Source organism: Brevundimonas sp. (genome assembly GCF_029946145.1).
Classification (GTDB): Bacteria; Pseudomonadota; Alphaproteobacteria; order Caulobacterales; family Caulobacteraceae; genus Brevundimonas.
The window spans coordinates 182,665-205,729 of the sequence record NZ_JAQSDY010000009.1 but is presented as its reverse complement, the minus strand read 5'-3'; the positions used below and the strand labels follow the sequence as shown (position 1 = coordinate 205,729).

General features: G+C 69.0%; 24 protein-coding genes. 17 read left to right on the top strand and 7 right to left on the bottom strand.

Annotated elements, in window-relative coordinates; genetic code table 11:
* Positions 1 to 8: 8 nt before the first annotated feature.
* Positions 9 to 479, bottom strand: a complete 471-nt coding sequence (locus PSV23_RS03330; protein WP_300466092.1) for a YcgN family cysteine cluster protein — start codon at positions 477 to 479, stop codon at positions 9 to 11.
* A 135-nt stretch (positions 480 to 614) separates the two neighbouring features.
* Here PSV23_RS03330 and PSV23_RS03325 point away from each other — a divergent pair, with 135 nt between their 5' ends.
* From PSV23_RS03325 to PSV23_RS03295, 7 genes are all read left to right on the top strand, one after another.
* Positions 615 to 2,444, top strand: a complete 1,830-nt coding sequence (locus PSV23_RS03325) for an ABC-F family ATP-binding cassette domain-containing protein (RefSeq protein WP_300466194.1) — start codon at positions 615 to 617, stop codon at positions 2,442 to 2,444.
* 294 nt (positions 2,445 to 2,738) lie between these two features.
* A complete protein-coding gene (locus tag PSV23_RS03320; protein WP_300466091.1) occupies positions 2,739 to 3,470 on the top strand; it encodes a hypothetical protein in 732 nt (243 codons plus the stop codon).
* Positions 3,471 to 4,057: 587 nt separating this feature from the next.
* Entirely contained in the window at positions 4,058 to 5,098 is a 1,041-nt protein-coding gene (locus PSV23_RS03315; RefSeq protein WP_300466090.1) for an ABC transporter substrate-binding protein, read from the top strand.
* Positions 5,091 to 5,858 carry an ABC transporter ATP-binding protein gene (locus PSV23_RS03310; RefSeq protein WP_300466089.1) on the top strand — a complete coding sequence of 256 codons (768 nt, stop codon included), beginning with the start codon at positions 5,091 to 5,093 and terminating at the stop codon, positions 5,856 to 5,858. The genes PSV23_RS03315 and PSV23_RS03310 overlap by 8 nt, the downstream gene beginning before the upstream one ends.
* Positions 5,855 to 6,607 (top strand): ABC transporter permease, encoded by a 753-nt coding sequence (locus PSV23_RS03305; RefSeq protein WP_300466088.1) that lies wholly within the window; start codon positions 5,855 to 5,857, stop codon positions 6,605 to 6,607. Before PSV23_RS03310 ends, PSV23_RS03305 begins: the two co-directional genes overlap by 4 nt.
* A 101-nt stretch (positions 6,608 to 6,708) precedes the next feature.
* A complete protein-coding gene (locus PSV23_RS03300) occupies positions 6,709 to 7,602 on the top strand; it encodes a hypothetical protein (RefSeq protein ID WP_300466087.1) in 894 nt (297 codons plus the stop codon).
* The gene (locus PSV23_RS03295; protein WP_300466086.1) at positions 7,599 to 8,705 is read left to right on the top strand and encodes a DUF2336 domain-containing protein; all 1,107 of its coding nucleotides are present in this window, start codon (positions 7,599 to 7,601) and stop codon (positions 8,703 to 8,705) included. Before PSV23_RS03300 ends, PSV23_RS03295 begins: the two co-directional genes overlap by 4 nt.
* Before the next feature lie 127 nt (positions 8,706 to 8,832).
* On the opposite strand, the gene PSV23_RS03290 is transcribed toward PSV23_RS03295, so the two are convergent.
* From PSV23_RS03290 to PSV23_RS03275, 4 genes are all read right to left on the bottom strand, one after another.
* A complete protein-coding gene (locus tag PSV23_RS03290) occupies positions 8,833 to 9,273 on the bottom strand; it encodes a MucR family transcriptional regulator (RefSeq protein WP_300466085.1) in 441 nt (146 codons plus the stop codon).
* Between the two features lie 190 nt (positions 9,274 to 9,463).
* Complete coding sequence (locus tag PSV23_RS03285) at positions 9,464 to 10,681, bottom strand: DUF2336 domain-containing protein (RefSeq protein ID WP_300466084.1); 1,218 nt, start codon at positions 10,679 to 10,681, stop codon at positions 9,464 to 9,466.
* A 44-nt stretch (positions 10,682 to 10,725) separates the two neighbouring features.
* The gene (gene cysK, locus PSV23_RS03280) at positions 10,726 to 11,706 is read right to left on the bottom strand and encodes a cysteine synthase A (protein ID WP_300466083.1); all 981 of its coding nucleotides are present in this window, start codon (positions 11,704 to 11,706) and stop codon (positions 10,726 to 10,728) included.
* 88 nt (positions 11,707 to 11,794) lie between these two features.
* Positions 11,795 to 12,601: a LytTR family DNA-binding domain-containing protein gene (locus tag PSV23_RS03275; RefSeq protein WP_300466082.1), complete on the bottom strand. Its 807-nt coding sequence runs from the start codon at positions 12,599 to 12,601 to the stop codon at positions 11,795 to 11,797.
* A gap of 155 nt (positions 12,602 to 12,756) precedes the next feature.
* On the opposite strand from PSV23_RS03275, the gene PSV23_RS03270 reads away from it, so the two are divergent.
* Positions 12,757 to 13,686, top strand: coding sequence for a dienelactone hydrolase (locus PSV23_RS03270; protein WP_300466081.1), 930 nt, complete (start codon positions 12,757 to 12,759; stop codon positions 13,684 to 13,686).
* 39 nt (positions 13,687 to 13,725) lie between these two features.
* Here PSV23_RS03270 and PSV23_RS03265 read toward each other — a convergent pair whose 3' ends face one another.
* Positions 13,726 to 14,529 (bottom strand): helix-turn-helix transcriptional regulator, encoded by an 804-nt coding sequence (locus tag PSV23_RS03265; protein ID WP_300466080.1) that lies wholly within the window; start codon positions 14,527 to 14,529, stop codon positions 13,726 to 13,728.
* Between the two features lie 109 nt (positions 14,530 to 14,638).
* Between PSV23_RS03265 and PSV23_RS03260 the strand changes: the two genes are divergently transcribed.
* From PSV23_RS03260 to PSV23_RS03245, 4 genes are all read left to right on the top strand, one after another.
* On the top strand, positions 14,639 to 15,610 hold the full coding sequence (locus tag PSV23_RS03260) for an alpha/beta hydrolase (protein ID WP_300466079.1): 972 nt from the start codon (positions 14,639 to 14,641) through the stop codon (positions 15,608 to 15,610).
* Positions 15,611 to 15,674: 64 nt separating this feature from the next.
* Positions 15,675 to 17,015: a flagellar protein export ATPase FliI gene (gene fliI / locus PSV23_RS03255; protein WP_300466078.1), complete on the top strand. Its 1,341-nt coding sequence runs from the start codon at positions 15,675 to 15,677 to the stop codon at positions 17,013 to 17,015.
* A 25-nt stretch (positions 17,016 to 17,040) separates the two neighbouring features.
* Entirely contained in the window at positions 17,041 to 17,451 is a 411-nt protein-coding gene (locus PSV23_RS03250) for a flagellar export protein FliJ (protein ID WP_300466077.1), read from the top strand.
* Between the two features lie 153 nt (positions 17,452 to 17,604).
* Positions 17,605 to 18,666: an endo-1,4-beta-xylanase gene (locus PSV23_RS03245; RefSeq protein ID WP_300466076.1), complete on the top strand. Its 1,062-nt coding sequence runs from the start codon at positions 17,605 to 17,607 to the stop codon at positions 18,664 to 18,666.
* Here the strand turns inward: PSV23_RS03245 and PSV23_RS03240 are convergent.
* Positions 18,663 to 19,415: a competence/damage-inducible protein A gene (locus PSV23_RS03240; RefSeq protein ID WP_300466075.1), complete on the bottom strand. Its 753-nt coding sequence runs from the start codon at positions 19,413 to 19,415 to the stop codon at positions 18,663 to 18,665. The two genes, PSV23_RS03245 and PSV23_RS03240, sit on opposite strands and share 4 nt — an antisense overlap.
* A gap of 144 nt (positions 19,416 to 19,559) precedes the next feature.
* On the opposite strand from PSV23_RS03240, the gene map reads away from it, so the two are divergent.
* The 5 genes from map (at position 19,560) to PSV23_RS03215 (ending at position 23,063) form a co-directional block, all read left to right on the top strand.
* Entirely contained in the window at positions 19,560 to 20,381 is an 822-nt protein-coding gene (gene map, locus PSV23_RS03235) for a type I methionyl aminopeptidase (RefSeq protein WP_300466074.1), read from the top strand.
* A 79-nt stretch (positions 20,382 to 20,460) separates the two neighbouring features.
* On the top strand, positions 20,461 to 21,240 hold the full coding sequence (gene radC, locus PSV23_RS03230; protein WP_300466073.1) for a DNA repair protein RadC: 780 nt from the start codon (positions 20,461 to 20,463) through the stop codon (positions 21,238 to 21,240).
* Positions 21,237 to 22,229, top strand: a complete 993-nt coding sequence (locus tag PSV23_RS03225) for a N(4)-(beta-N-acetylglucosaminyl)-L-asparaginase (RefSeq protein WP_300466072.1) — start codon at positions 21,237 to 21,239, stop codon at positions 22,227 to 22,229. Before radC ends, PSV23_RS03225 begins: the two co-directional genes overlap by 4 nt.
* Positions 22,226 to 22,741, top strand: a complete 516-nt coding sequence (locus tag PSV23_RS03220) for a GNAT family N-acetyltransferase (protein ID WP_300466071.1) — start codon at positions 22,226 to 22,228, stop codon at positions 22,739 to 22,741. Before PSV23_RS03225 ends, PSV23_RS03220 begins: the two co-directional genes overlap by 4 nt.
* 67 nt (positions 22,742 to 22,808) lie before the next feature.
* Positions 22,809 to 23,063, top strand: coding sequence for a BolA family transcriptional regulator (locus PSV23_RS03215; protein WP_300466070.1), 255 nt, complete (start codon positions 22,809 to 22,811; stop codon positions 23,061 to 23,063).
* Positions 23,064 to 23,065: the final 2 nt, after the last annotated feature.

The following is a 23,065-nucleotide window of genomic DNA, read 5'->3' as shown; positions in this document are numbered from 1 at the left end:
AGTTTCGGTTAGCGGCTCCGGTCGCCGCCCCGCTCGAGCATCCACTCCGGCGCCTCGAAGTCCAGGGCGTCCTCCGACGCCTTCAGCGCCCGCTCCGACACGGTCTGTCCTCGCACCGAAACGCCGGCCGCATGCACGCTTTCGGGATCGCCCGACACCAGCGGATGCCAGTCCGCCAGCCCCCGGCCCTCGTTGATGCGGCGGTACCCGCACGACAGCGGCATCCACTTCAGCGCCTCGATGTTCCACGGCGTCAGCTTGATACAGTCCGGCACATGCTCGCGACGGTTGGCGTAGTCGGTGCAGGTGCAACGTTCCGCGTCGAACAGCCTGCAATGCACTCGCGTCGGGACGACCTCGCCGCTGTCCTCGTCCTCGAACCGCACCAGGCAGCACAGACCGCAGCCGTCGCACAGACTCTCCCACTCCTCGCGGGACATCTGCTCCAGTCGCTTGGTTTGCCAGAAGGGCCGTTCCATCGGCGCCTGTTAGCCCCTCCCGGCTCGCCTGTCTCGTACAAGACGTCCGCGCCGGTGGTCACAAGGGCCCTGACGCCCTATATGGCCGCCTTCGACCGCGCGACCTCCCCGTTGCGCCGCGTGTCCCAGGTTTCCATGGCTCCCCGTCCTCCTCTCGTCGCCCTCAAGAACGTCCGTCTCCAGGACGGCCAGCGCCCGCTGTTCGATGGCGTCGACATCGCCGTCGAGCCGCGCACGCGCGCCGCACTGGTCGGCCGCAACGGGGCCGGCAAGTCGACCCTGATGAAGATGGTCATGGGCCTGATCGAGCCCGACGCCGGCGACCGCTCGGTCCAGGCCGGCGTCCGCTTCGCCTATGTGCCCCAGGAACCCGTCATCACCGGCGAGACCCTGCTCGACTACGCCGCCTCGGAAGGCGCCGAACGCTGGACCGCCGAGGCCTGGTTGACCACCTTCGGCCTCGACGCGGAAAAGCCGGCCGTCAACCTGTCCGGCGGCGAGACCCGCCGCGCCGCCCTCGCCAAGGCCTTCGCCGAAGAGCCTGACCTGCTGCTGCTCGACGAGCCTACCAACCACCTCGACATCCTCGCCATCGAACTGCTCGAGGAAGAACTTCTCCAGGCCCGCTTCTCGGTCCTGGTCGTCAGCCACGACCGCGCCTTCCTCAACCGCGTCACCCAGTCCTGCCACTGGCTGGAAGGCCGCCGCGTCCGCACCCTGAACAAGGGCTTCGCCGCCTTCGACGAATGGGCGGGCAAGGTCCTGGAAGAGGAGGCCCAGTCCCTGCAACGCCTGACGAAGACCATCGAACGCGAGACCGAGACCTTCTACCGCTCCATCACCGCCCGCCGCACCCGCAACGAGGGGCGCGCGCGCTCGCTGGACGCCCTGCGCGCCGATCGCAGCGAACGGCTCAAGGACGTCCCGCGCGAACTCAATCTCGGCGTCGATTCCGGGGCCACGTCCGGCAAGCTGGTCGCGGACCTGAAGGGAGTCTCCAAGAGCTTCGGCGACCGGCCGGTCATCAAGCCCTTCACCACCCGCGTCATCCGCGGGGACCGGCTGGCCATCGTCGGACCCAACGGGGCGGGCAAGACCACCCTGGTCAAGATCCTGCTCGGCGAGCTCGCGCCCGACCAGGGTACGGTCAAGCTGGGGGCCAATCTCGAACCGGTCTATCTCGACCAGTCGCGCGAGGGCCTGCGCAGCGACATGACCCTGTGGGACGCCCTGACCCCCGGCGGCGGCGACAGCGTCCTTGTGCGCGGCGTCTCCAAACACGTCGCCGCCTACGCCAAGGACTTCCTGTTCCAGGAAGGCCAGCTACGCCAGCCGATCTCGACCCTGTCAGGCGGCGAGCGCAACCGCCTGCTTCTGGCCCGGGCCCTGGCCAAGCCCGCCAACATGCTGGTCCTCGACGAACCCACCAACGACCTCGACATGGACACGCTCGACAAGCTGGAAGAGCTGCTCGAGTCCTATGACGGCACCCTTATCCTGGTCAGCCACGACCGCGACTTCGTCGACCGTCTGGCCACCTCGACCATCGCCATGAACGGCCGCGGCGACATCGTCGAAACCCCCGGCGGCTGGACCGACTTCATTCGCCAGAACCCCGGCTTCCTCCAGCCCGGCGCCAACCCCCGCCCGCAGGACAAGGACGCCGCCCGGCGCGCCGCCGCCGCTCCGGCGCCCGCCACGGTCGCCGTTGCTCCCAAAAAGCCCGGCAAGCTGACCTTCAAGGACGCCCACCGCCTGAAAGAGCTGGAGGGTCTGCTGGCCTCCCTGCCCGACGACATCGCCCGCCACGACGCGACCCTGGCCGACCCCGGCCTCTACGCCCGCGACCGCAAGGCCTTCGACCGCGCCACCGCCAACGCCGACCGTGCCCGCGCCTTGCTGGCGGCGGCGGAGGAGGAATGGCTGGAACTTGAGGCGAAGCGGGAGACGCTGTCGGCTTTGTGATGAGCTTTGTGCCTGCCAAAATTCATGGCATCGTTGATGCCAAGTTCAAGGAGGCCCCTATATGTCGTCAATGAAGATGAACTCCGACAAGGCCCTCCGATCAGGCCAGACCTTGGTCAAGAGGTACGGCAGCTGGTCAGCCGTAATGGCCGCCGGAAAAGTTCGGCCGGATGGCGTGATCGTCCTTTCGACCAAGCAGTCTGATGCTAGGCAGACGCCCCATCGCAAAGTGACGGCAAAAGGTTGACCATTAGCCTGAGCCTCGCGTGGGCCCTATTCGTCCTTGCGCCAGGCTTGGCGACCTACGCCGGTCTGTTTATGGCGAAGCAAGCGGATGTAGTTCATCCGGCCGCCCCGGCGCCAAATTCGTTTATGGCGCTGGCCGTCGTGATCTTCGGCGCCTTGGCCTCACACGCCGTAGGTTCTTCGCTCCTCGCTCTCAATGACCTCTATGTGCTTTGCTTGGGACCGATCTTCGAGACGCGATGGACACCCAACGTTTATGCATATTTTCTCGGTGGCCCGGGAGAGGCAGACCCGGCACTTGGCGTCGAAACTGCCTTGTTGCTGCTAAACTTGGGTGTGCTGTCTATAGTCGCCTATGGCCTGACAGCGCGAATTTCGGGGCAGGCATCAGCGGGGTCAGGCTTCCACACATTCCTGTACGGGTGGTTGAGTCCCGTCCTTGCCCAAATGAACCCTGAACCAGGAGGTCTCAAACACCTGATCGCCTATGTCGTTACCGACATTGAAGCGCCAAAGGCCCTCGTTGGCTACGAAGGGCAGGTCGAGAATCTCTCACTGAACGCCGACAAGCAAATTGTCTCGCTCACACTTCGCAACTGCAGATCATTTTATCTGAACGCCGATGGGAAAACGATCGGGCATAAGGTCATTGCGCGCGAACTGCCGATTCCGAGACTTCAGCTTGACCAGTCCCAGATCAAGAACATCGCCCTGAGCGTGGTGTTCGAAGAAACCACCGAGACCGACGACGACGATTCTGTGGAAAACGCAAATTCCTGATTCGCTTCCGCGAATTTGGTCCGCCCACAGATATGCACAGGGTTGTCCACCGGGGCCGGGCCGGTTCCGCACAGCCGGCCGAATTCGGGCGCTTGCCGTCTAACGGATTTGGCGCGAACGTCAACAGGCCGAGGGACACGGCGGCGCGGAAAACCGGGGAGACCCGGGGCTCAAAGCGGACCGGCCCGGCTCTCTGATCGAACGCACCGGGGGGTTTCGACCTTAACGGACGGGAGACAGGATCAAGGCCCAAAGGACTTTTCAAAGGCTTCGGCCGGAGAAAACCCCGAGGGAACCGGATCGGGATCGATGGACGGCGCGAGGCTTGACCTTGTGGAACGCCGGAGACCAGGAGCGCGACAGGATACAGCCGACCATCGCCGGGGTTCGCCTCGCTGATGCAAAGCCAGGGTCCTGAACCTCAATGGCCAAGTCCAACCCGGACTTGGCGAGGGGACGAGGGAAGCCGGTTCGCCGGGGACTTTCGTCCCCTCGCTCAATTCCGGTTTGCACTATCGTTCGCGGCGCGGCCGCTGACGACTTTGCGCCCCCTTCCCCTTCTCCCGACTGCGCCGTAAACCAAGGCCATGACCTTGCGCGGGAATCGGCCAGCCTCGCTCCATCGCCGCGCCGTGATCGCGGGCGCCGGCGCGCTCGCGGCTGCGGTGGCCGTCTCGGCCTGCCAGCGGTCCGAGGCTCCGGTCGATGAGGAAGGCCGCGTCCGCCTGCGCTTCGCCACCGACTGGCGCGCCCAGGCCGAGCACGGCGGCTTCTACCAGGCCCTGGCCTCGGGGGCCTATGCCCGGCGCGGGCTGAACGTCCAGATCATCCAGGGCGGACCCGGCGTGAACGTGCCCCAGCTCCTTGCCTCGGGCGCGGTCGAGCTCGGCATGGGCTCCAACAGCTTCATCCCCCTGAACCTGGTCGCCGAGGGAGCGCCGGTGAAGGCCGTCGCCGCCTTCTTCCAGAAGGACCCCCAGGTCCTGATCGCCCACCCCGACCCGGCGCTGGAATCCATCGCGGACCTTCAAGGCCGCCCCTTTCTTCTGGCCGACGCCTCGATCACCTCCTTCTGGGTCTGGCTGAAGGCCAAATACGGCTTCACCGACGATCAGGTGCGCAAATACACCTTCAACCTCGCCCCCTTCCTCGCCGACGAGCGGGCGGTGCAGCAGGGCTATCTGACCTCCGAGCCCTGGACGATCGAGCAGGAGGCGGGCTTCACCCCCAAGGTCTTCCTGCTGGCTGACGAGGGCTATCCCTCCTACGCCACCATGGTCCTGGCCCCCGACGCCTTCGCCCGCGACAACGCCGCCGCCCTGCGCAGCTTCATCGCCGGCTCGGCCGAGGGCTGGCGCGACTACATCCAGGGCGACGGCAAGGCGGCTGACGCCCTGATCCGCAAGGCCAATCCCGAGATGACCCAGGCCATCCTGGATCAGGCCCGGGCCAAGCTGAAGTCCAACGGCATCGTCGATGGCGGCGATGCGGCCCTCTATGGCCTCGGGGCCATGACCGCGGAACGTTGGCAGGCCTTCTTCGACGTCACCTCGGGCGCCGGCGTCTATCCGGCCAGCCTCGACTGGCGCAAGGCCTTCACCACCCAGTATCTGCCCGGCCGTGGCTGAGGCGACGGCCGCGCTCTCGGACGCCGTCGTTCGCTATCCCGGCCGTCCGCCGCTCGGTCCGATCACACTGTCCATCGCCCCCGGCGAGATCGTCGCCCTGGTGGGAGCATCCGGCGCCGGCAAGTCCACCATCCTGCGGCTGCTGGCCGGACTGGAGCCCCCCGCCGAAGGACGGGTCGATCGTGCGGCCGCGCCCGCCCGCACCGGCTTCGTCTTCCAGTCCGCCACCCTGATGCCCTGGGCCGACGCCAGAACCAATGTCGCCCTGCCGCTGGAACTGGCCGGCATGCCGGCCTCCGAGGCCCGCCGCCGGGCGGATCAGGCGCTGGCCGCCGTGGGCCTGGGCGACCGCCTGACCGCCCGCCCGCGTCAACTCTCCGGCGGCATGGCCATGCGCGTGTCGCTGGCCCGCGCCCTGGTCGGCGAACCTGACCTGCTCCTGCTGGACGAGCCCTTCGCGGCCCTCGACAGCGTCACCCGCCGTCGCCTCATCGAAGACCTGCACGGGCTGTGGGCGGCCCGCTCGCCCCGGGCCGCCATCGTCTTCGTGACCCACGATGTGGAGGAGGCTGTCTATCTGGCCGGCCGCGCCCTGGTGCTGGACGCGGCGACCGGACGCATCGCGGCGGAACAGGTCTCGCCCGGGATCCTGCCACGCCCCGAGGGCTGGCGCATGGACGCGGGCTATCGCGCGGCCGTGGAGGAACTGGCCCGGACGCTCGCCGATGCAATGACCCCCTCGTCGCGGAAGGCCGCATGACGCGTCTCCTCCCGCCGCTCCTGCTGACCGCCCTGCTCCTCGCGGCATGGGAGATCGCCTGCCGGGCGCTGCATGTCCCCGTCTGGTTCCTGCCCCCGCCCAGTGCTGTCGTCCTCTCCCTGATCGTCCGGGCGCCGGTGCTCGCCGCCTCCGCCGCCGCCACCTTCTGGATGGCCACGCAGGCCTTGATCGTCGCCTCCCTCCTGGGCGGCGGCCTCGCGCTGATCGTGTCCCTGAGCCGGCCCGCCGAACAGGCCGTTCGCCCACTGGCCGTGGCGCTGCAAGTCACGCCCGTGGTCGCCATCGCGCCGCTGGTGCTGATCTGGACGGGCCTGGATCACGCGGATCGAGCCGTCGTCGCCCTCGCCGCCGCCGTCGCCTTCTTCCCGCTCTTCTCGGGGGTTCTGACCGGACTCAAGGCCGCCGATCCGGATCTCGAACGCCTGTTCGACCTCTACGGCGCCTCCCCCGTCCAGCGTCTGATCCGCCTGCGTCTTCCGGCCGCCCTGTCCTTCATGCTCGAGGGACTGCGGGTCGCCTCCGGACTGGCGGTGATCGGGGCGGTGGTGGCCGAGTTCGTCTCGGGCTCCGGCGCGACCCAGGGGCTGGCGTGGCGCCTGCTCGAGGCCGGCAACCGCCTGCGCACCGCCGACATGCTGGCCGCTCTGGTGCTGTTGATGGTCATGGGCCTGGCGCTCAACGCGGCGGTAAGCGCGCTCGAGCGCGCCGTGCACCGGCGAAACCTGTAGAAATTCGCGCCCCACGTGTGCGGCGGGGTTGCCGCGTTAGGCCCGCCTTAAGGCCCTGACGCCTAGCGTACGACTCCAGTCCTTGCGTCCGGAGCCGCCCCTTGCGTCGCGTCCACAGCCTCCCGATCGCGCTTGTCGCCGCCACGATGCTGGCCGGAGCCGCCGTGGCCCAGACCCCGGCGCCGGCCGCTCGCCAGGATCTGCGTCAACTCTCCTGGCCGGGCCGGAGCGCAGCCGCCCCCGCCCCTGCCGCTTCAGCCGCGGCGCGCACGGGCCTGCGCCGCTCCAACCTCGTCATCCCCCACGGCGGTTTCGGCGCGGTCCAGCCGCCGCCTGCCGCCGTCCCGGCGGCGTCCACCACTCCGCGGCGGACCCTGACGCCGGCCAACGCCTGGCTGCGGCCGGCCTCGCCGCCGCCCGCTCCAGCTCCGGTCCGCATGGAAGCGCCCGTGCCGGCCCCCGCCGCCTCGACCGCACCCCGCCCCGCGCCGACGCCCGAATATCTTCCTGACCAGGGCAGGGGCGGCCAGCCCGTTCCTGCCGACATCGCCTATGCGCCAGCGTCCGGACCCGCCCCGTCGGACATGCCCGCCACCCCGGGCGAACCGGCCGACCCCATGGCGCCCCGCCGCGACGCGCCCATCTTCCGCCTGCAGCAGGCCGCGCCCGGGCCCGAACCTGTCGCCGAAGCCGCCGCCGCGCCGCAGGGTCAGGCCGCCGCGCCGGCCCCTCGTCATGTCGCCCAGGTGAGCAATACTGGAGAGCGCCCGCCGCAACAGGGGGCCCGCTACTATTCCGTCCATCGCCAGAACGGCCGTCAGCCCGATGCGCTGGCGATGCCCGAACCGACCTATGTCGACGCCCTGGCGATCACCATGACCCAGACACCAGCGTCCCAGGACCTGGCCGAGCCCGAACAGGGTCCGACCCTCATCCGTGACAGCCAGGGCCGGACGCGCCCCGCTCCCGCCGCCTCCGACGGGGACCATCAGTGAGCGAAGCCGCGGCCCCGACCTCCGCGCCTTCGCGGCTTCCCGACCTGATCTCTCTCGCCGAGGAGGGTTCGAGCGAGAAACGGCGCGCCCTGCTGCGTGAACTGACCGATCATTTCTTCGGCGGCACGACCCGCACCGCGACGGAAGACACCCTGTACGGCGCCGTCCTGACCCGGCTGACCGATGACATGGAAGTCGCCGTCCGCGCCGAACTGTCGGCCCGGTTCGCTTCGGCCCCGGATGCGCCCCACAACCTGATCCGGCGGCTGGCCAATGACGAAGCCGCCGTCGCCGGCGCCGTGCTGGCGTCCTCGCCGGTACTGACTGACGAAGACCTGCTGGGCGTCGTGCGTAAACATGGCCAGGACCATCTGCGGGCTGTCTCCGCCCGGCCTTCGGTGTCCGAGGCGGTCTCGGACGTCATCGTCGAACGCGGCGACGACGAGACCCTGGGCACGCTGCTGCGCAACGACGGCGCCCGGCTGTCGCGCCAGGCGTCGGAAACCGCGATCGAGCGGGCCAAGGCCAACCCCGCCCTGCATGAGGCGGCGGTCGAGCGCGCCAGCCTGCCGCCCGACCTGCTGAACGAGATGTATTTCGTGGTCGAGGCCCGGTTGCGGACCCAGATCCTGGAACAGAACGCGCGTCTGGATCCCGCCCTGCTGGAAAGCGCTATCGCCGCCGGCCGCACCCGCATCGCCACCAACGACGGCGCCCTTCCCGCCGACTACGCCGAATGTCTGGCCTATGTCGAAGAGCTGAAGGCCGCCGGCCAGTTGTCGCCCCGGATGCTGGCCCGCTTCCTGCGTTCGGGCGGGACCACGTCCTTCCTGATCGCCCTGGCCCAGTTGTCGGACATCGACTTCCATACCGCCCGCCAGATCGTGGAGCGCCGCGAGCTGGACGCCCTGGCCGTGGTCTGCAAGTCGGCGGACCTCGATCGAGCCCTGTTCCTCACCTATGCGGTGGTGCTGCTCAACGACGACGGCGACGCCATGGCCAAGGCGCATTCCTACGCCCGGATGTACGCCGAACTCAGCCGCGACGCCGCCCTCCGGACCCTGCGTTTCTGGCGCATGCGTCGGGGCGCCCAGGCGGCGTAGGTGTTCGTGATCAGTGGCTGGTGGCCAGTGGTCGAGACAGCCAGCCGGCCTCAGGCGTCCACCAGCCGCACGAAAACGCCCGCCTCCGTCACCGGATGCGGGCGTTCCAGACCACCGACAGGGCGGACTATTTCTTGGCGCGTCCTGCGGTGGCGGCGGCGCGGGCGGGCTTGCGGCCGCCCTGCCCCAGACCCATCGACTTGGCCAGATCCGAACGGGCCTTGGCGTAGTTCGGAGCGACCATCGGATAGTCTTTCGCCAGACCCCATTTGGCCCGGTATTCCTCGGGGCTCATGTTGTATTTGGTGCGCAGGTGCCGCTTCAGCGACTTGAACTTGCGACCATCTTCCAGGCAGATCAGGAAATCGGGGGTGATCGACTTGCGCACCGGAACCGCCGGGTCCTTGACCTCGGGCTCGGGCTCGACGGCGCCGCTGGAAACCTGGGTCAGGGCGGCGTGAATGCTGGAAATCAGCCCCGGCACTTCAATCGCCTGAACATTGTTGTTTCCGACATAGGCCGACACGATGTCCGCCGTCATTTCGAGCAGTTGAGCGTTGTCTTCCACGTGCAGGCCCCGTCTTGTTGAAATCAATTCTGGACTGAATCAGTCGGTGTCGAGGTCAATAGATTTGTTCCATACTGAAAGCAACCACAGCATCGATCACCGCAACAAAGTCGCGCTGGATACGAGAGGTTTACTATAGCCGCCACCAGACCGGGTAGAAGCCCGTTTCGTTTTGGTTGCATTGCGGTAATCAGCGACCGAAGTTTTCCGCCAAAGCCAGCATGGCGGCGCGCTCGGGGGCGGAATAATCATCGATCCCCTCATCCTCGCCGTCGCGGATTGCCCGGAGTAGAGCGGGCGTCAGGGCCGAGGACAACGACCAGTTCCAGTAACGCAACACGGTCTGGGCCCGGTCGACCGCCAGCATGTCATAGGTGATCTGCACCCGCTCCCAGGCCGGATGGGCCGAACCGTCCTCGGCCGTCTCGGGCCGGCGCATCGACCGCCACAGGTTCTGCAGGTCGCTCTTGCCCAGACCCGTGGCCTTGCACAGGATCGCCAGCGGTTCGCCGCCGGGATCGCCCAGGATCTTGGCGCCGGTGATGGGCTTGATTCCCGACAGATAGGCGATCTCGGTCGCGACCTCGCGGTTCAGGCCGCCGGCCGCGGCTGCCGCGACCGCCTGCTCCAGTCCGCCATACGGGCTCTTGGAGATGGCCGCACGGTTGCGCTGGCGGCGCTCGATGAACTGCAGCGCCTTGCGCGACACCGGATCCTGCCAGTTCTCTTCTGCGGCCATGGCGAAGACGTCCTCGGCCACTTCCTGCATGACTTCGCGCGAGACGGCGAAGCGCTGCAGGATGGTGCGGCGATCCTCGGGCCCGCACCACCAGAACATCACATAGGCGCCGGACGGACGCAGTTCCGGCCGCTTCAGCACGGGACCGCACAACTGCGGCTCCTGCCGACTCAGGCTGACCACGCCTTCGATTGCCGTCTGGCACAGGCGGGCGGTGTTGTTGCGCAGCACCGCCTCGATGACATGACTCTCGCCAAAGCTCAGCAACGTCTCCGTCACGACCTCGGACAGCGACCGGCGGCTGGCCATCAGGAACCGGTGTTCAGGGCCCGTGTCGCGCGCGCAGGCGACCAGGTCGGCGTCCGACAGCGACGCGCATTGTTCGATCAGCAGGCCGGCGATCGCCGGCTCGTCGCGAAGCAGCATCCGCGCCAGGGCGTTGGGCAGTTCGGCCAGGGGCGCCAGCCGCTGGGCGACGCGCCGACGGTCTTCCGCGCTGGCCAGACGCAGCATCTCCACCAGCAGGTCGCCGGTCACGGCGCGCTCGAAGGCGTTGATCCGGCTGGCGGGCAGAGACACCACGTCGGCCAGACGCTTCAGCAGCGCATGGCGCGCGCGGAAACCGCCTTCCGGGGCGGGCTCCTCGTGAATCGGCGCGAGATCGGACATGTCGGCGCGAGATTACGGCTTCGCCGGTTAACCGCCTGTGACGGTTACAGCCCCTCGAACAGGGCCGTCGACAGATAGCGTTCGGCGAAGCTGGGAATGATCACCACGATGGTCTTGCCGGCGTTCTCGTCCAGCGCCGCCTGACGGAAGGCCGCGACCAGGGCGGCCCCGGACGAGATGCCGACCGGAATCCCCTCCGTCCGCGCCGCCTTGCGGGCCATGTTGAACGCGTCCTCGTTGGACACCTGTTCGACCCCGTCGATGACCGAGCGGTCGACGATCGAGGGAATGAAGCCCGCGCCGATGCCCTGGATCTTGTGCGGCCCCGGCTCCCCGCCCGACAATACGGGCGAGGCCGTCGGTTCGACCGCGATCATGCGCAGCGAGGCTTTCCGCGCCTTCAGCACCTGACCGACGCCGGTGATGGTGCCGCCGGTGCCGACGCCCGAGATGATGATGTCCACCGCCCCCGCCGTATCGTTCCAGATCTCCTCGGCCGTCGAGACGCGGTGGATGGCCGGATTGGCGGGATTGTCGAACTGGGCCGGGATGACGGCGCCGGGAGTCCGGTCCTTGAGCTCCTGAGCCATGGCGATGGCCCCCTTCATCCCCTTTTCGGCCGGGGTCAGCACCAGTTCGGCGCCCAGCAGGGCCAGCATCTTGCGCCGCTCCATCGACATGCTCTCGGGCATCACCAGGATCAGCCGATAACCCTTGGCCGCTGCCACGAAGGCCAGGGCGATGCCGGTGTTGCCGCTGGTCGGCTCGATCAGGACAGTATCCGGGCCGATCTGCCCCGCCTGTTCCAGCGCCTCGATCATGGCCACGCCGATCCGGTCCTTGACCGAGGCCATCGGGTTGAAGAACTCCAGCTTGGCCAGCACCGTGGCCTTCGGCTTCAGCTCGGCCGACAGCCGCGGCAGGCCGACCAGCGGCGTGTCGCCGATGGTGTCGAGGATCGAGGCGAAGACCTTGCCGCGTCCGGCTTTCAGGTGGCGGGAGGCGTCGTAGGGGGCGTCGGACATGAGGGGGCTCCGGTCTCGGGATCGGGAATACATAGGCGCTTCACCTGCTAGACAAGGGCAAGCAAGCCTTTTGGATCCGGATTCACCGTTACCGGAGTCCGACGTCGCCAACATTGTCGGCGCCCGCGACCTGATCTTTCAGCCAGCCGGCGGCGCGCAACCGCGCAACGCTGGCGCGCGAGACCGGCGCCTCGATCCCGCCCTTCAGCCGGATCCGCAGCTTGCGGCCGTCCTCGATCACACCTTCGACCGCCTTGCGCGCGACCCACCACGACCGGTGAACCTGAAGGCCTTCCAGCCCCCCGACTTCCTCAAGCGCCTGACCCAGCGACATCAGCACCAGCGCCGAACCCCGGGTCGTATGCAGCCGCACATAGTGATCCTCCATCGACAGGCACAACAGGTCCTGTCCGAGGCGCGGGGGAAGCCGACGGAGGATGCGCGGAGAGTCCGGCTCGATGCCGCCACGCAAGGCGGCGCGCGGCGCGGCGCGGCGACGTAGCAGGCCATACAGGGCGACGTAGACCAGGCCCACCAGCACCGTCTGGCCATACCATTCGACCAGTCCCACGGACTGGCGGATCGCCGGCCATATGGCGGCGGCCATCAGGCGCGTGACGCCGGCCAGGGGGATCCCCACAACCAGGGCCATCGCCGGGACCCAGGCCCAGGCGGGAACGCCCGCCCTGTGCGCCCGGGACGCCAGCAACCGGAACGCCAGACCGAACGCCAGGCCACAGACCAGGAATACACAGACCCAATAGGCCACCCGCACGACCAGGACGTCGTTGAAGAAGCTGCCGAAGGGACCGATCACCCCCAGCACCGCGCCCACGCCGAGGCAGGCGGCCAGCTCCGTCGCCCAGGCCCGGGCCGTGTTCGGCGTTTCGATCATCGTCCCCTCGCTGGCTGCGACTATAGCGAACCCGGCGGGGGACGGAACCGTTCGCCGGACCGCGCACCCGCTCGCCCATTCGCGAAGTCGCGCTGGCGCCGTCCCGGGCGCCGCCCGATCAACAGGCATTCCCGCCGATCCCGAGGACCGAACCGATGTCCATTCTCCGCAAACCCTTCGCCCTGATCGCCGCCATGGCGGCGTGTGTTACCCTGGCCTCGACCGCTCCGGCGCTGGCCCAGGACGCCGACCAGGTCTTCCGCCTCGCCGACCCCGAGGGTGGCGAAATCGAAGCCGGCCTCTGGCTACCGGAAGGCGCGGGGGACGGCGTTCCCCGCCCGCTGGTGGTCATCTCTCACGGCAACGGCGGCTGGTATCGCGGCCACTACGACACCGCCGAAGCCCTGGCCGACGCCGGCTTCGTGGTCGCCTCCCTGACCCATCCCGGCGACAATTGGCGCGACGACAGCCGGTCGACCCAGCTGTCGGACCGGCCGCGCCACATCAGCCTGCTGATCGATCGCATGACGCAGGAACACTCCGGGCTCGTGGCGATCGATTCCGCGCGCATCGGGGCCTTTGGCTTCTCGGCTGGCGGCTTCACGGTCACGGCTCTCGCGGGCGGCGTCAGCGATCCGTCGCGAATTCTGCGGCACTGCGAGGCGCAACCCGAGTTCTTCGCCTGCCGCCTGTTCGCGCTCCAGCCGATCAACGTTCCGGCCTGGCGATCGCGGGGGCATGACTCGCGAGTCAGGGCTGCGGTCATCGCCGGACCCGCCCTGGGTCTGGCCTTCACAGACGAGAGTCTGGCGGCGATCCGGATCCCGATCCAGATGTGGCAGGCGGCCGACGACGGGATTCTGCCGGCGCCCTTCAATGCCGAGCCCATTCGGGACCGGCTGGGACGCACGCCCGAGTATCATCGGGTGGCCGACGCCGGCCACTACGATTTCCTCCCGCCCTGCGCACCGGAAATGCTGGCGGCGATCCCGGTGCTGTGCCGCTCGAAGCCCGGATTCGACCGGGCCGCGTTCCACCAGATGTTCAACCGGGAAGTCGTCCGCTTCTTCCGGGAGGCGCTCTGAAGCCGCCCCCTTCCCCCCTGCAGGCGCGATGACGAGGAATCATGGGGCGTCGGACAGGGCGACGCAAAACGTCCGGGTCTCATCATCGACGGGATGCATGGTCTCGATGCGCAGGTCTTCGACGGTGGCGTCCGAAGCGGCCCCGAACTGGGTCACGGTCGAGAAGAAGGTCAGCCGCCGCTCGCCGGCGAGGAACACCGTGGTCATCACCGGCAGGGGCGCGGGCGCCTCGGCCCTGCGCCAGCGGGCCCGCCCGCCGGACCAGACCAGGGCCTCGTCCAGAAGTCCGCGAGCTCGTTGATCGGACGGGTTCCGCGCCGCCTCGTGGTGCAGGTGACGGATCAGGTCGCCCGCGACCTCGTCCCAATTGTCGATGAAGGGCCGCATGGCCTCGGGATCGAAGACCTGCCGGACGATGTTGTCGTGCCCGGGTCCACCAGGGCGGACGGCGTCCAACAGGCGGATCATTCCCGGATTGGCCTGCAGCACGTCCCAGTACCGGTTGGTCGTGAACGCCGGAAAGGGTTCGTGCCGTTCAAGCGTCACGTCGATGGCCCGCCGGATCAGCGCCATTTCCGGCGCCGCGAGCTCGCTCTCGCGATATTGCGGCGCATAGCCGGCCGCCAGCAGCAGGCTGTTGCGATGCCTCAGCGGCATCTCCAGCGCCTCGGCCAGTTGCTCGACCAGATCGCGGCTGGGCTGGGCCTTGCCGGTTTCGACATAGCTGAGGTGCCGGGCCGACACGTCGGCGCGCAAGGCCAGCTCCAGCTGGCTGAGGCGGTGCGTGGCGCGCCAGTCCCGCATCATGCGCCCGAAGGCGGTTACAACGATGGCGTCCGTCATGAGCCTCACCTTAAGGGGCCATCCGCCCCTGACGCCATGACCTGCGAGGTTATTGATCCGACGACGTGCCAGGCGCGACACCGACCCCGCCAGACAACGGGGCCCCGTCATGAACCGCAGAACGCTGATCACCGCCGCCGGCCTTTCGCCCGCCGCCCTGGCCATGGGCGCCCCGGCCGCCGCCACCCCGCCCGCCTCGGGCGTTGAGGACGCCCTCGCCGCCGCCCGGTTCCACACCGAGCGCCGCTGGCTGCAGACCCGCTTCGGCGACATCGCCTACACGGACCGGGGCGAAGGACCTGTCGCCCTGTTCCTGCACGGCTTTCCGCTGAACGGCTTTCAGTGGCGGGGCGTCATCGACCGGCTGGAGGATGTGCGCCGCTGCATCGCGCCGGACTCTCTCGGCCTGGGCTTCACGCGTGTGGCCGAGGGGCAGGGCGTCGCCCCGACCGATCAGGTCGACATGCTGCTTGAGCTGATGGACCGTCTCGACATCCAGAGCTTCGACCTGATCGCCAACGACAGCGGCGGCGCGGTCGCCCAACTGTTGATGTTGCGCCGGCCCGAGCGCGTGCGGACCGTTCTGCTCACCAATTGCGATGTCGAGCCCGACAGCCCGCCGCCGGCGCTTCTGCCGGTGCTGGAGATGGCCCGCGAGGGCGTCTTCCCCGACCAGTGGCTGGCTCCCTGGTTCGCCGACAAGGCGCTGGCCCGGTCCGAAACCGGCCTCGGCGGCCAGACCTACAGCCGCCCCCGGGACCTGAGCGACGCCGCCATCGAGACCTACCTCGGGCCCCTGGTCTACAGCCCCGCGCGCAAGGCCATGGTCAACGCCTATGCCGTGGCGCTCGACTCCAACCCCCTCGCCGGGATCGAGGCGGCGCTGGGGCGGCTGAGCATTCCCGTCCGCATCGTCTGGGGCATGAGCGACGACATCTTCTCCCCCGCGGATCCCGACTATCTGGACCGCATCCTGCCCGGTTCGCGCGGCGTTCGCCGGGTCCCGGCGGGCAAGCTGTTCTTCCCCGAGGAATACCCCGACGTGATGGCCGAAGAGGCCCGGCGGCTGTGGGCCGGCTGACCGGCCTTCATTCCCCGTTAACCACGACAGCGCATCCGTGAGGGACTGATCCCGGGGCCCTGCATTGCGTACTCTCGCCGCCGCCGTCGAAGCTGTCGATCCGCTGGTCGTGACCGGCAAGGTCGCGGGCGTGAACGGATTGCTGATTGAATCGCGGGGTGGCCTGTCCCGCCTCGCCGTCGGCGCCCGGGCCGAGATCGAGCGTCGCCACCTCTCTCCCCTGCCCGCCGAGGTCGTCGGCTTCCGTGACGCCAAGGCCCTGCTGATGCCGTTTGGTCCGGTCGAGGGGGTGGCCCCCGGCGCCGATATCCGCATCGTCTCCGCCGCCGCCAGCGTCCGCCCGACCACCGCCTGGCTGGGCCGGGTCATCGACGCCTTCGGTCAGCCCATCGACGGCAAGGGCCCCCTGCCCGTCGGTCCGGCCGCCTATCCCCTGCGCGCGCCTCCGCCCCCCGCCCATTCGCGGGGCCGTGTCGGCGAGCGTCTCGATCTCGGCGTCCGCTCGATGGACGTCTTCACCACCACCTGCCGGGGCCAGCGCCTCGGCATCTTCGCCGGCTCCGGCGTCGGCAAGTCGGTGCTGCTGTCCATGCTGGCGCGTCAGGCCACCTGCGACGTCGTCGTCGTCGGCCTGATCGGCGAACGGGGCCGTGAGGTCCGCGAGTTCATCGAGGAGACACTGGGCGAGGAAGGCCTGCGCCGCGCCATCGTCGTCGTCGCCACCAGTGACGAACCCGCCCTCAAGCGCCGCCAGGCCGCCTATATGACCATGGCGATCAGCGAATACCTGCGCGATCAGGATCTGGAAGTCCTGTGCCTGATGGACTCCGTCACCCGTTTCGCCATGGCCCAGCGCGAGATCGGCCTGGCCGCCGGCGAGCCGCCGACCACCAAGGGCTACACCCCCACGGTCTTCACCGAACTGCCCAAGCTGCTCGAGCGCGCCGGCCCCGGCCCCGTTCGCCCCGACGGCACCACCGCCGGGCCGATCACCGCCATGTTCACCGTCCTGGTCGACGGCGGCGACCATGACGAGCCCATCGCCGACGCCGTGCGAGGCATCCTCGACGGCCATATCGTCATGGACCGCAAGATCGCCGAGCGCGGGCGCTTCCCGGCCATCGACGTGCTGAAGTCCGTCAGCCGCACCCTGCCCGCCTGTCAGACGCCGCCCGAGCGCGAGCTCAACAAGCGCGCCCGCCAGTGCCTGAGCGCCTACGCCAACATGGAAGAGCTGATCCGTATCGGCGCCTATCGCACCGGGGCCGATCCCGTCGTGGACCGCGCCATCGCCCTGAATCCCGCGCTCGAGAATTTCCTCGGCCAGGACAAGGACGATCACACGCCTCTTTCCGATTCCTTTACCCAGCTGGAAGCAATCCTGAACCAGGGAATGATCCAGTGACCCCCGTGCACCAGAGAGACGACCGATGACCGCCTGGGCCCAATCGCTGATCCGCATCTCCAGCTACGAGGTCGAGACGCTGCAGAAGCGTCTGGCCGAGATCACCGCCCGCCGCGCCTCCGCCGAAATGCGCATCGCCGTGCTGCAGGCCGAGGCCGAGATCGAACAGGAACGCGCCCGCTCCGACGCCGACGCCGCCATGATGCTGCAGGCCTATCTGAGCGGCTGGAAGCTGCGCAAGGGCGCGGCCGAGGCCGACGTGGTCGTCCTCGACGCCGAGGAGGAAGGCGCCCGCGACGCCCTCACCGGCGCCTTCGAGGAACTGAAGAAGTTCGAGCACGTCGCCGAAACCACCCGGCTCAACAGCGTCATCGCCGCCGGCAAGCGCGAAACCGCCGCCTTCGACGAACTGGGCCTGAGGCGCCGTGCGGGCTAGGCTCGCTTCTCCCTCCCCTTCATGGGGAGGGTGGTCGTCGCGCAGCGACGGCCGGGTGGGGAACATCTGTACGACGCCGGCGTGTGCTGCTTCATCCAGCCCCGCCCGGATCGCTCCGCGATCCTTCCTGCTCACTTCGGGGGAGGGAGAATGATGGACCGCCGCTCCCTTCTCGCCACCCCGCTCGCGCTCGCGGCCTGCAGCCGTCTTCCCTCCGTCCGTACGCCCGGCCCCGAGGCCGCGCCCCTCAAGTCCCTTGCCCCGTTCCCCATCGGCGCCACCGGCATGACCGGCCAGCTGTCGGACCCGGTCTGGGTCGCCCGGATGCGCGAACACGTCAGCCAGCTGACCCCCGAATGGGAGCTGAAGCCCGAACGCATCCTGCAGCCCGATTTCACGTACGACTTCTCGGCCTCTGACCGGATCGTCGACTGGGGCCGCGAACAGGGGTTGCGCGTCCACGGCCACACGCTCGTCTGGTATTCGCAAGGCCAACAGGCCTTCACCGACGACCTGCCCGGGACCCGGTTCGCCGCCGAATATGACCGCTATGTCTCGACCGTGGCCAGCCGGTATCGCGGCAAGATGGCCGGCTGGGACGTGGTCAACGAGCCCGTGGCCGAAGACGGCGACGGCCTGCGCGACTGCCATTTCAGCCGGGCGCTGGGTCAGGAGGGCTATATCGTCCGCGCCTTCGAACAGGCCCGCGCGGCCGACCCCGAGGCCGTCCTGTTCCTCAACGAATACAACCTCGAAAACATCCCCCGGAAGGGCGCGACCTTCCTCCGGCTGGTTGAGCGCCTCCTGACTCTCGGCGCGCCCATCGGCGGCATCGGGACCCAGTCCCACCTCGACATCGAAATCCCCGCCGGCCAGATCACGTCCTTCATGAAGGACGCCGGATCGCTGGGTCTGCCGATCCATGTGTCGGAGCTGGACTTCTCCATGCGGTCCGACAACCGGCTCGACACCCGCTCCCTCGCCGCCAGACGCGCCCAGCAGGTCGCCCGCGTCGGCGAGCTGGCCGAGGCCTTCATGGCCCTGCCGGAACGCCAGCGCTACGCCTTCACCACCTGGGGCCTGCGTGACACGGACAGCTGGCTGCTGCGCCCCGACGGCAAGGGCTGGACGGACGACAGCCCGTTGTTGCTGGATGCGGGTGGTCGCGCCAACCCCGCCTATGCGGCGGTGGCCAACGCGTTCCGCCGACGCTAGGCGGGTTCGACCGCCACGCCCGCCGCCTTCAGTTCCGCCGCCAGCGCCTCGACCGCCACATCCAGCTTCGCCGCATCGCGTCCGCGCGCGACCAGATTGGTCCCCATTTCGCCAACCGACCCATGTCCGAACGGATAGCTGCCAAAGCTGATCTCGCGCTCCGCCTTCGCCGCCGCCGTCAGGATATCCGCGATCGACCCTTCCCCCACGCCCGTCACCCGCAGCGTCCGGGCGTGAACCACCGCCCCGGTTCGCAGCCGCGGCGCCACGTCCTCCAGCATGGCGGTCATGATCTTCGGCACCCCGGCCATGACGAAGACATTGCCGATCTGGAATCCCGGGGCGTCCGTCACCGGATTGGCGATCAGCGTCCCGCCCTCGGGGATCCGCGCCATCCGCCGCCGCGCCGCGTTGAAGTCGTCGCCATAGCGCCGCTCCAGAATGGCGATCGCCTCGGGATGTTCCGGCAGGGCCACGCCGAAGGCCGTCGCCACGGCGTCGGCGGTGATGTCGTCATGCGTCGGCCCTAAGCCGCCGGTGGTGAAGACATAGTCGTGGGCGACCCGCAGGGCGTTCAGGCTGTCGACGATCTGCGCCGTGCGGTCCCCGACCGTCCGGCATTCCATCAGGTCGATCCCCAGCGCCGCCAGGAACCGGGCGATGGTGTTCAGATTGGTGTCCTGGGTCCGCCCGGACAGGACCTCGTCGCCGATGATCAGGACGGCGGCGGTGGGGGATGGATTGGTCATGCCCGAAGTCTAGCCTATCCCGCCTGAGTCCCGAAGTTGGGACGCGCTGATGCAGCGGTCGCCTCAACCCGGCCTTGAGGTTTGTGCTATAGTCTCCCACCTGAGACCCAGCCCACACGACCCGCCGCCCCGAAAGCCGATCCAATGTACGAGACCCCCGAACTGGACGACGACGCCTTCGTCCGCACCCACGAGATCCGCGTCCACGACGCCGAGGCCTTCGAAGGCATGCGCAAGGCCGGCCGTCTGGTGGCCGAGGCGCTGGACATGATCACCCCCTTCGTGGTCCCGGGCGTGACGACCGCAGAGATCGACGACCGCATCCGCGAGTTCACCCTCGACCACGGCGCCCTGCCCGCCTGCCTCGGCTACAAGGGCTATGAGAAGACCGTCTGCACCTCGATCAACCACGTCGTCTGCCACGGCATTCCGGGCGACAAGGTCCTCAAGGACGGCGACATCGTCAACATCGACCACACCGTCATCGTTGACGGCTGGCACGGCGATTCCAGCCGCATGTACGCCGTCGGAAACATCAACGCCCGCGCCCGCAAGCTGATCGACGTCACCTATGACTCGCTCGACGCCGGCCTCGCCCAGATCAAGCCGGGCAATACCTTCGGCGACATCGGCTACGCCATCCAGCAGGTGGTCGAGGCCAACCGCATGTCGGTGGTGCGCGACTTCTGCGGCCACGGCATCGGCCGGCTGTTCCACGACAGCCCCAACGTCCTGCACTACGGCCGCCGCGGCGAGGGCGCGACGCTCAAACAGGGCATGTTCTTCACCGTCGAGCCGATGGTGAACCTCGGCAAGCCGCACGTGAAGGTCCTGTCCGACGGCTGGACCGCCGTGACCCGCGACAAGTCCCTGTCGTCCCAGTGCGAGCACACCATCGGCGTGACCGAGGACGGGCTCGAGATTTTCAGCGCCAGCCCGGCGGGACTGTTCCGGCCGAAATTCTGACCGGTTGACCGGGCGCGCCCGGCTGACTGGACGTTCTGTTTCTGTTCTGGCAACGTGCGGTCATTCTCCGGAGGCCGCCATGTCCGCAGTGCTGACCTTCCCGCTCCCGGCTCCCGCGCCGCGTCAGGACGCGTCGCCCGCCAACGTCGTCGCCATCAGAAGCGCCGGCCTCTCCGGCCACCGCGAGCGTCTCCGGGAGCGCGCCCGCGGCGCCGGCCTGCCACACCTGCCCGACTATGAGCTGCTGGAGCTGTTTCTGTTCCGCAGCCAGCCGCAGGGCGACGTCAAACCGGTCGCCAAGGCCCTGCTGGCCCGGTTCGGCTCGCTGGCGGCCGTGCTCGCCGCTTCGGTCGAGGACCTGATGACCGTCCGCGCCGAGGACGCCCGGGGCCGCACCAGGGGGGTCGGCGCCGAAACCGCCCTGGACCTCGCCGCCCTGCATGAGGTCGCCCGCCGCGTGACCCGCGAGGAAGCCGCCGCCCGCCCCGTCATCTCGTCCTGGACCGCCCTGATCGCCTACGTCCGCCTGAGCCTGCAGCACGAGCCGCGGGAACAATTCCGCGTCCTCTACCTCGACAACCGCAATCAGCTGATCCTCGACGAAATCCAGAATCGCGGCACGGTCGACCATGCCCCGGTCTATCCGCGCGAGGTCGTGCGGCGGGCGCTGGAGCTCTCGGCCCGTTCCATGATCATCGTCCACAACCACCCCTCGGGCGATCCCACGCCCTCGCGGCCCGACATCGACATGACGCGCCAGATCATCGAGGCGGCCCGGGCCCTGGCCATCGACGTGCACGACCACCTGATCGTCGGCCGCGACGGCGTGGCCAGCTTCAAGCAACTGGGGCTGATGTGAGCGGGCCGTCGCGCAGGGCGCTGCTGGGGGCGACGCCGCTCGTCGTCATGGCCGGGCCCGCGGCCGCGCAGGATCGGGCGTCCGACATCATGGTCTCCACCTGGGACTTCGGCGCCGCGGCCAATGCCGCCGGCTGGGCCGCGCGCCGGGGTGGCGGCTCGGCCCTGGACATGGTCGAGGCCGGCGGCCGCGTGGCCGAGGCCGACGAAAGCAATTCCTCCGTCGGCCTGGGCGGCCTGCCCGACCGCGACGGCCGGGTGACGCTGGACGCCTGCGTCATGACCTGGGCCGGCGACATCGGCGCGGTCTGCGCGCTCGAGGACGTGGTTCACGCGGTCTCGGTGGCGCGCCGGGTGATGGAGCGCACCCCCCACACCATGCTGATCGGGCCCGGCGCGCGATCCTTCGCCGTCGATCAGGGCTTCGAGACGCAGAACCTTCTGACCCCCCGCGCCGAGGCGGCGTGGCGCGAATGGCTGAAGACGGCGAACTACGCCCCCCGTCCCAACAGCGAGAACACCGACTGGCGCAGGATGCCCGGCGGACCGGGCGACCACGACACCATCGGCCTGCTGGCCATCGGCGCGGACCAACGCATGGCCGGCGCCTGCACCACCTCCGGCATGGCCTTCAAGATGCGCGGCCGCGTCGGCGACAGCCCGATCATCGGCGCCGGCCTCTATGTCGATGACGAGGTCGGCGGCGCTGCCGCCACCGGCGTCGGCGAGGACGTCGTGCGCGTGGCCGGCGCCCATTCGGTCGTCGAGGCCATGCGTCATGGCCTCGGCCCGACGGCGGCCTGCCGCTCCGTGATCGAACGGCTCGCCCGCCTGCGGGGCGCCAGGGTCGCCGGCTCCCAGGTCGCCCTGCTGGCTCTGGACAAGGCCGGACGCGCCGGCGCCTTCGCCCTCCAGCCCGGCTTCACCTTCGCCGTCACCGACGCCGCCGGCCGCACGCGTATCGAACGCGCGGGAGCGCTCTTCACATGACCACCCTGATCACCGAACGCCTGACCCTGGCCCCGGTCGCCCTGTCCGATCTGGACGATCTCGTCGCCCTCTGGGGAGACCCCGCCTTCGCCACGGCGATCTTTCCCGCGCCGCTCAGTTCAGAGGACGTCTGGTTCCGCCTGTTGCGGGACATCGGTCATTGGGAAGCGCTGGGCTACGGCAACTGGGCCATCCGCGAGACCGCGACGGGCGACCATGTCGGCAGCGTCGGCGTGCTGGACTACCGTCGCATCATGAGCCCCGCCTTCGACGCGCCCGAACTGGGCTGGGGCGTGGCGCCCCGGTTTCAGGGCAAGGGCGTCGCGTTCGAGGCCCTGTCCGCCGCCCTCGCCTGGTGCGACGAGGCGCTGAACGCGCCCCGCACCGTCTGCATGATCTCGCCCGACAACGCCCCGTCCCATGCGCTGGCGAAGCGGGCCGGGTATGTCCCCTACGTCGAGACGACCTACAAGGGCGCTCCCGTTGTGCTGCTGGAACGCCTCGCCCGCTAGCCCGCGCGTAGCCAGCCATTAAGGTTTACGGCGCATCATCCCCGCGAATCCGGAGACCGCGCCTTCCATGCCCATGCCTGTCGAAACGCTTCGCGGCTGCCTGACCGAAGCCTTTCCGGACGCCGAGATCGTCATCGACGATCTGGCGGGCGACGGCGACCACTATCGCGCCCGCATCGTCTCCACGGCCTTCGCCGGTCTTCCCCGCGTGCGCCAGCATCAGCTGGTCTATGCCGCGCTGAAGGGCAGGATGGGCGGCGAATTGCACGCGCTGGCGCTCGAAACGTCCACGCCGCCCCCTTCGAACCTGGCGGGAGACTGAGA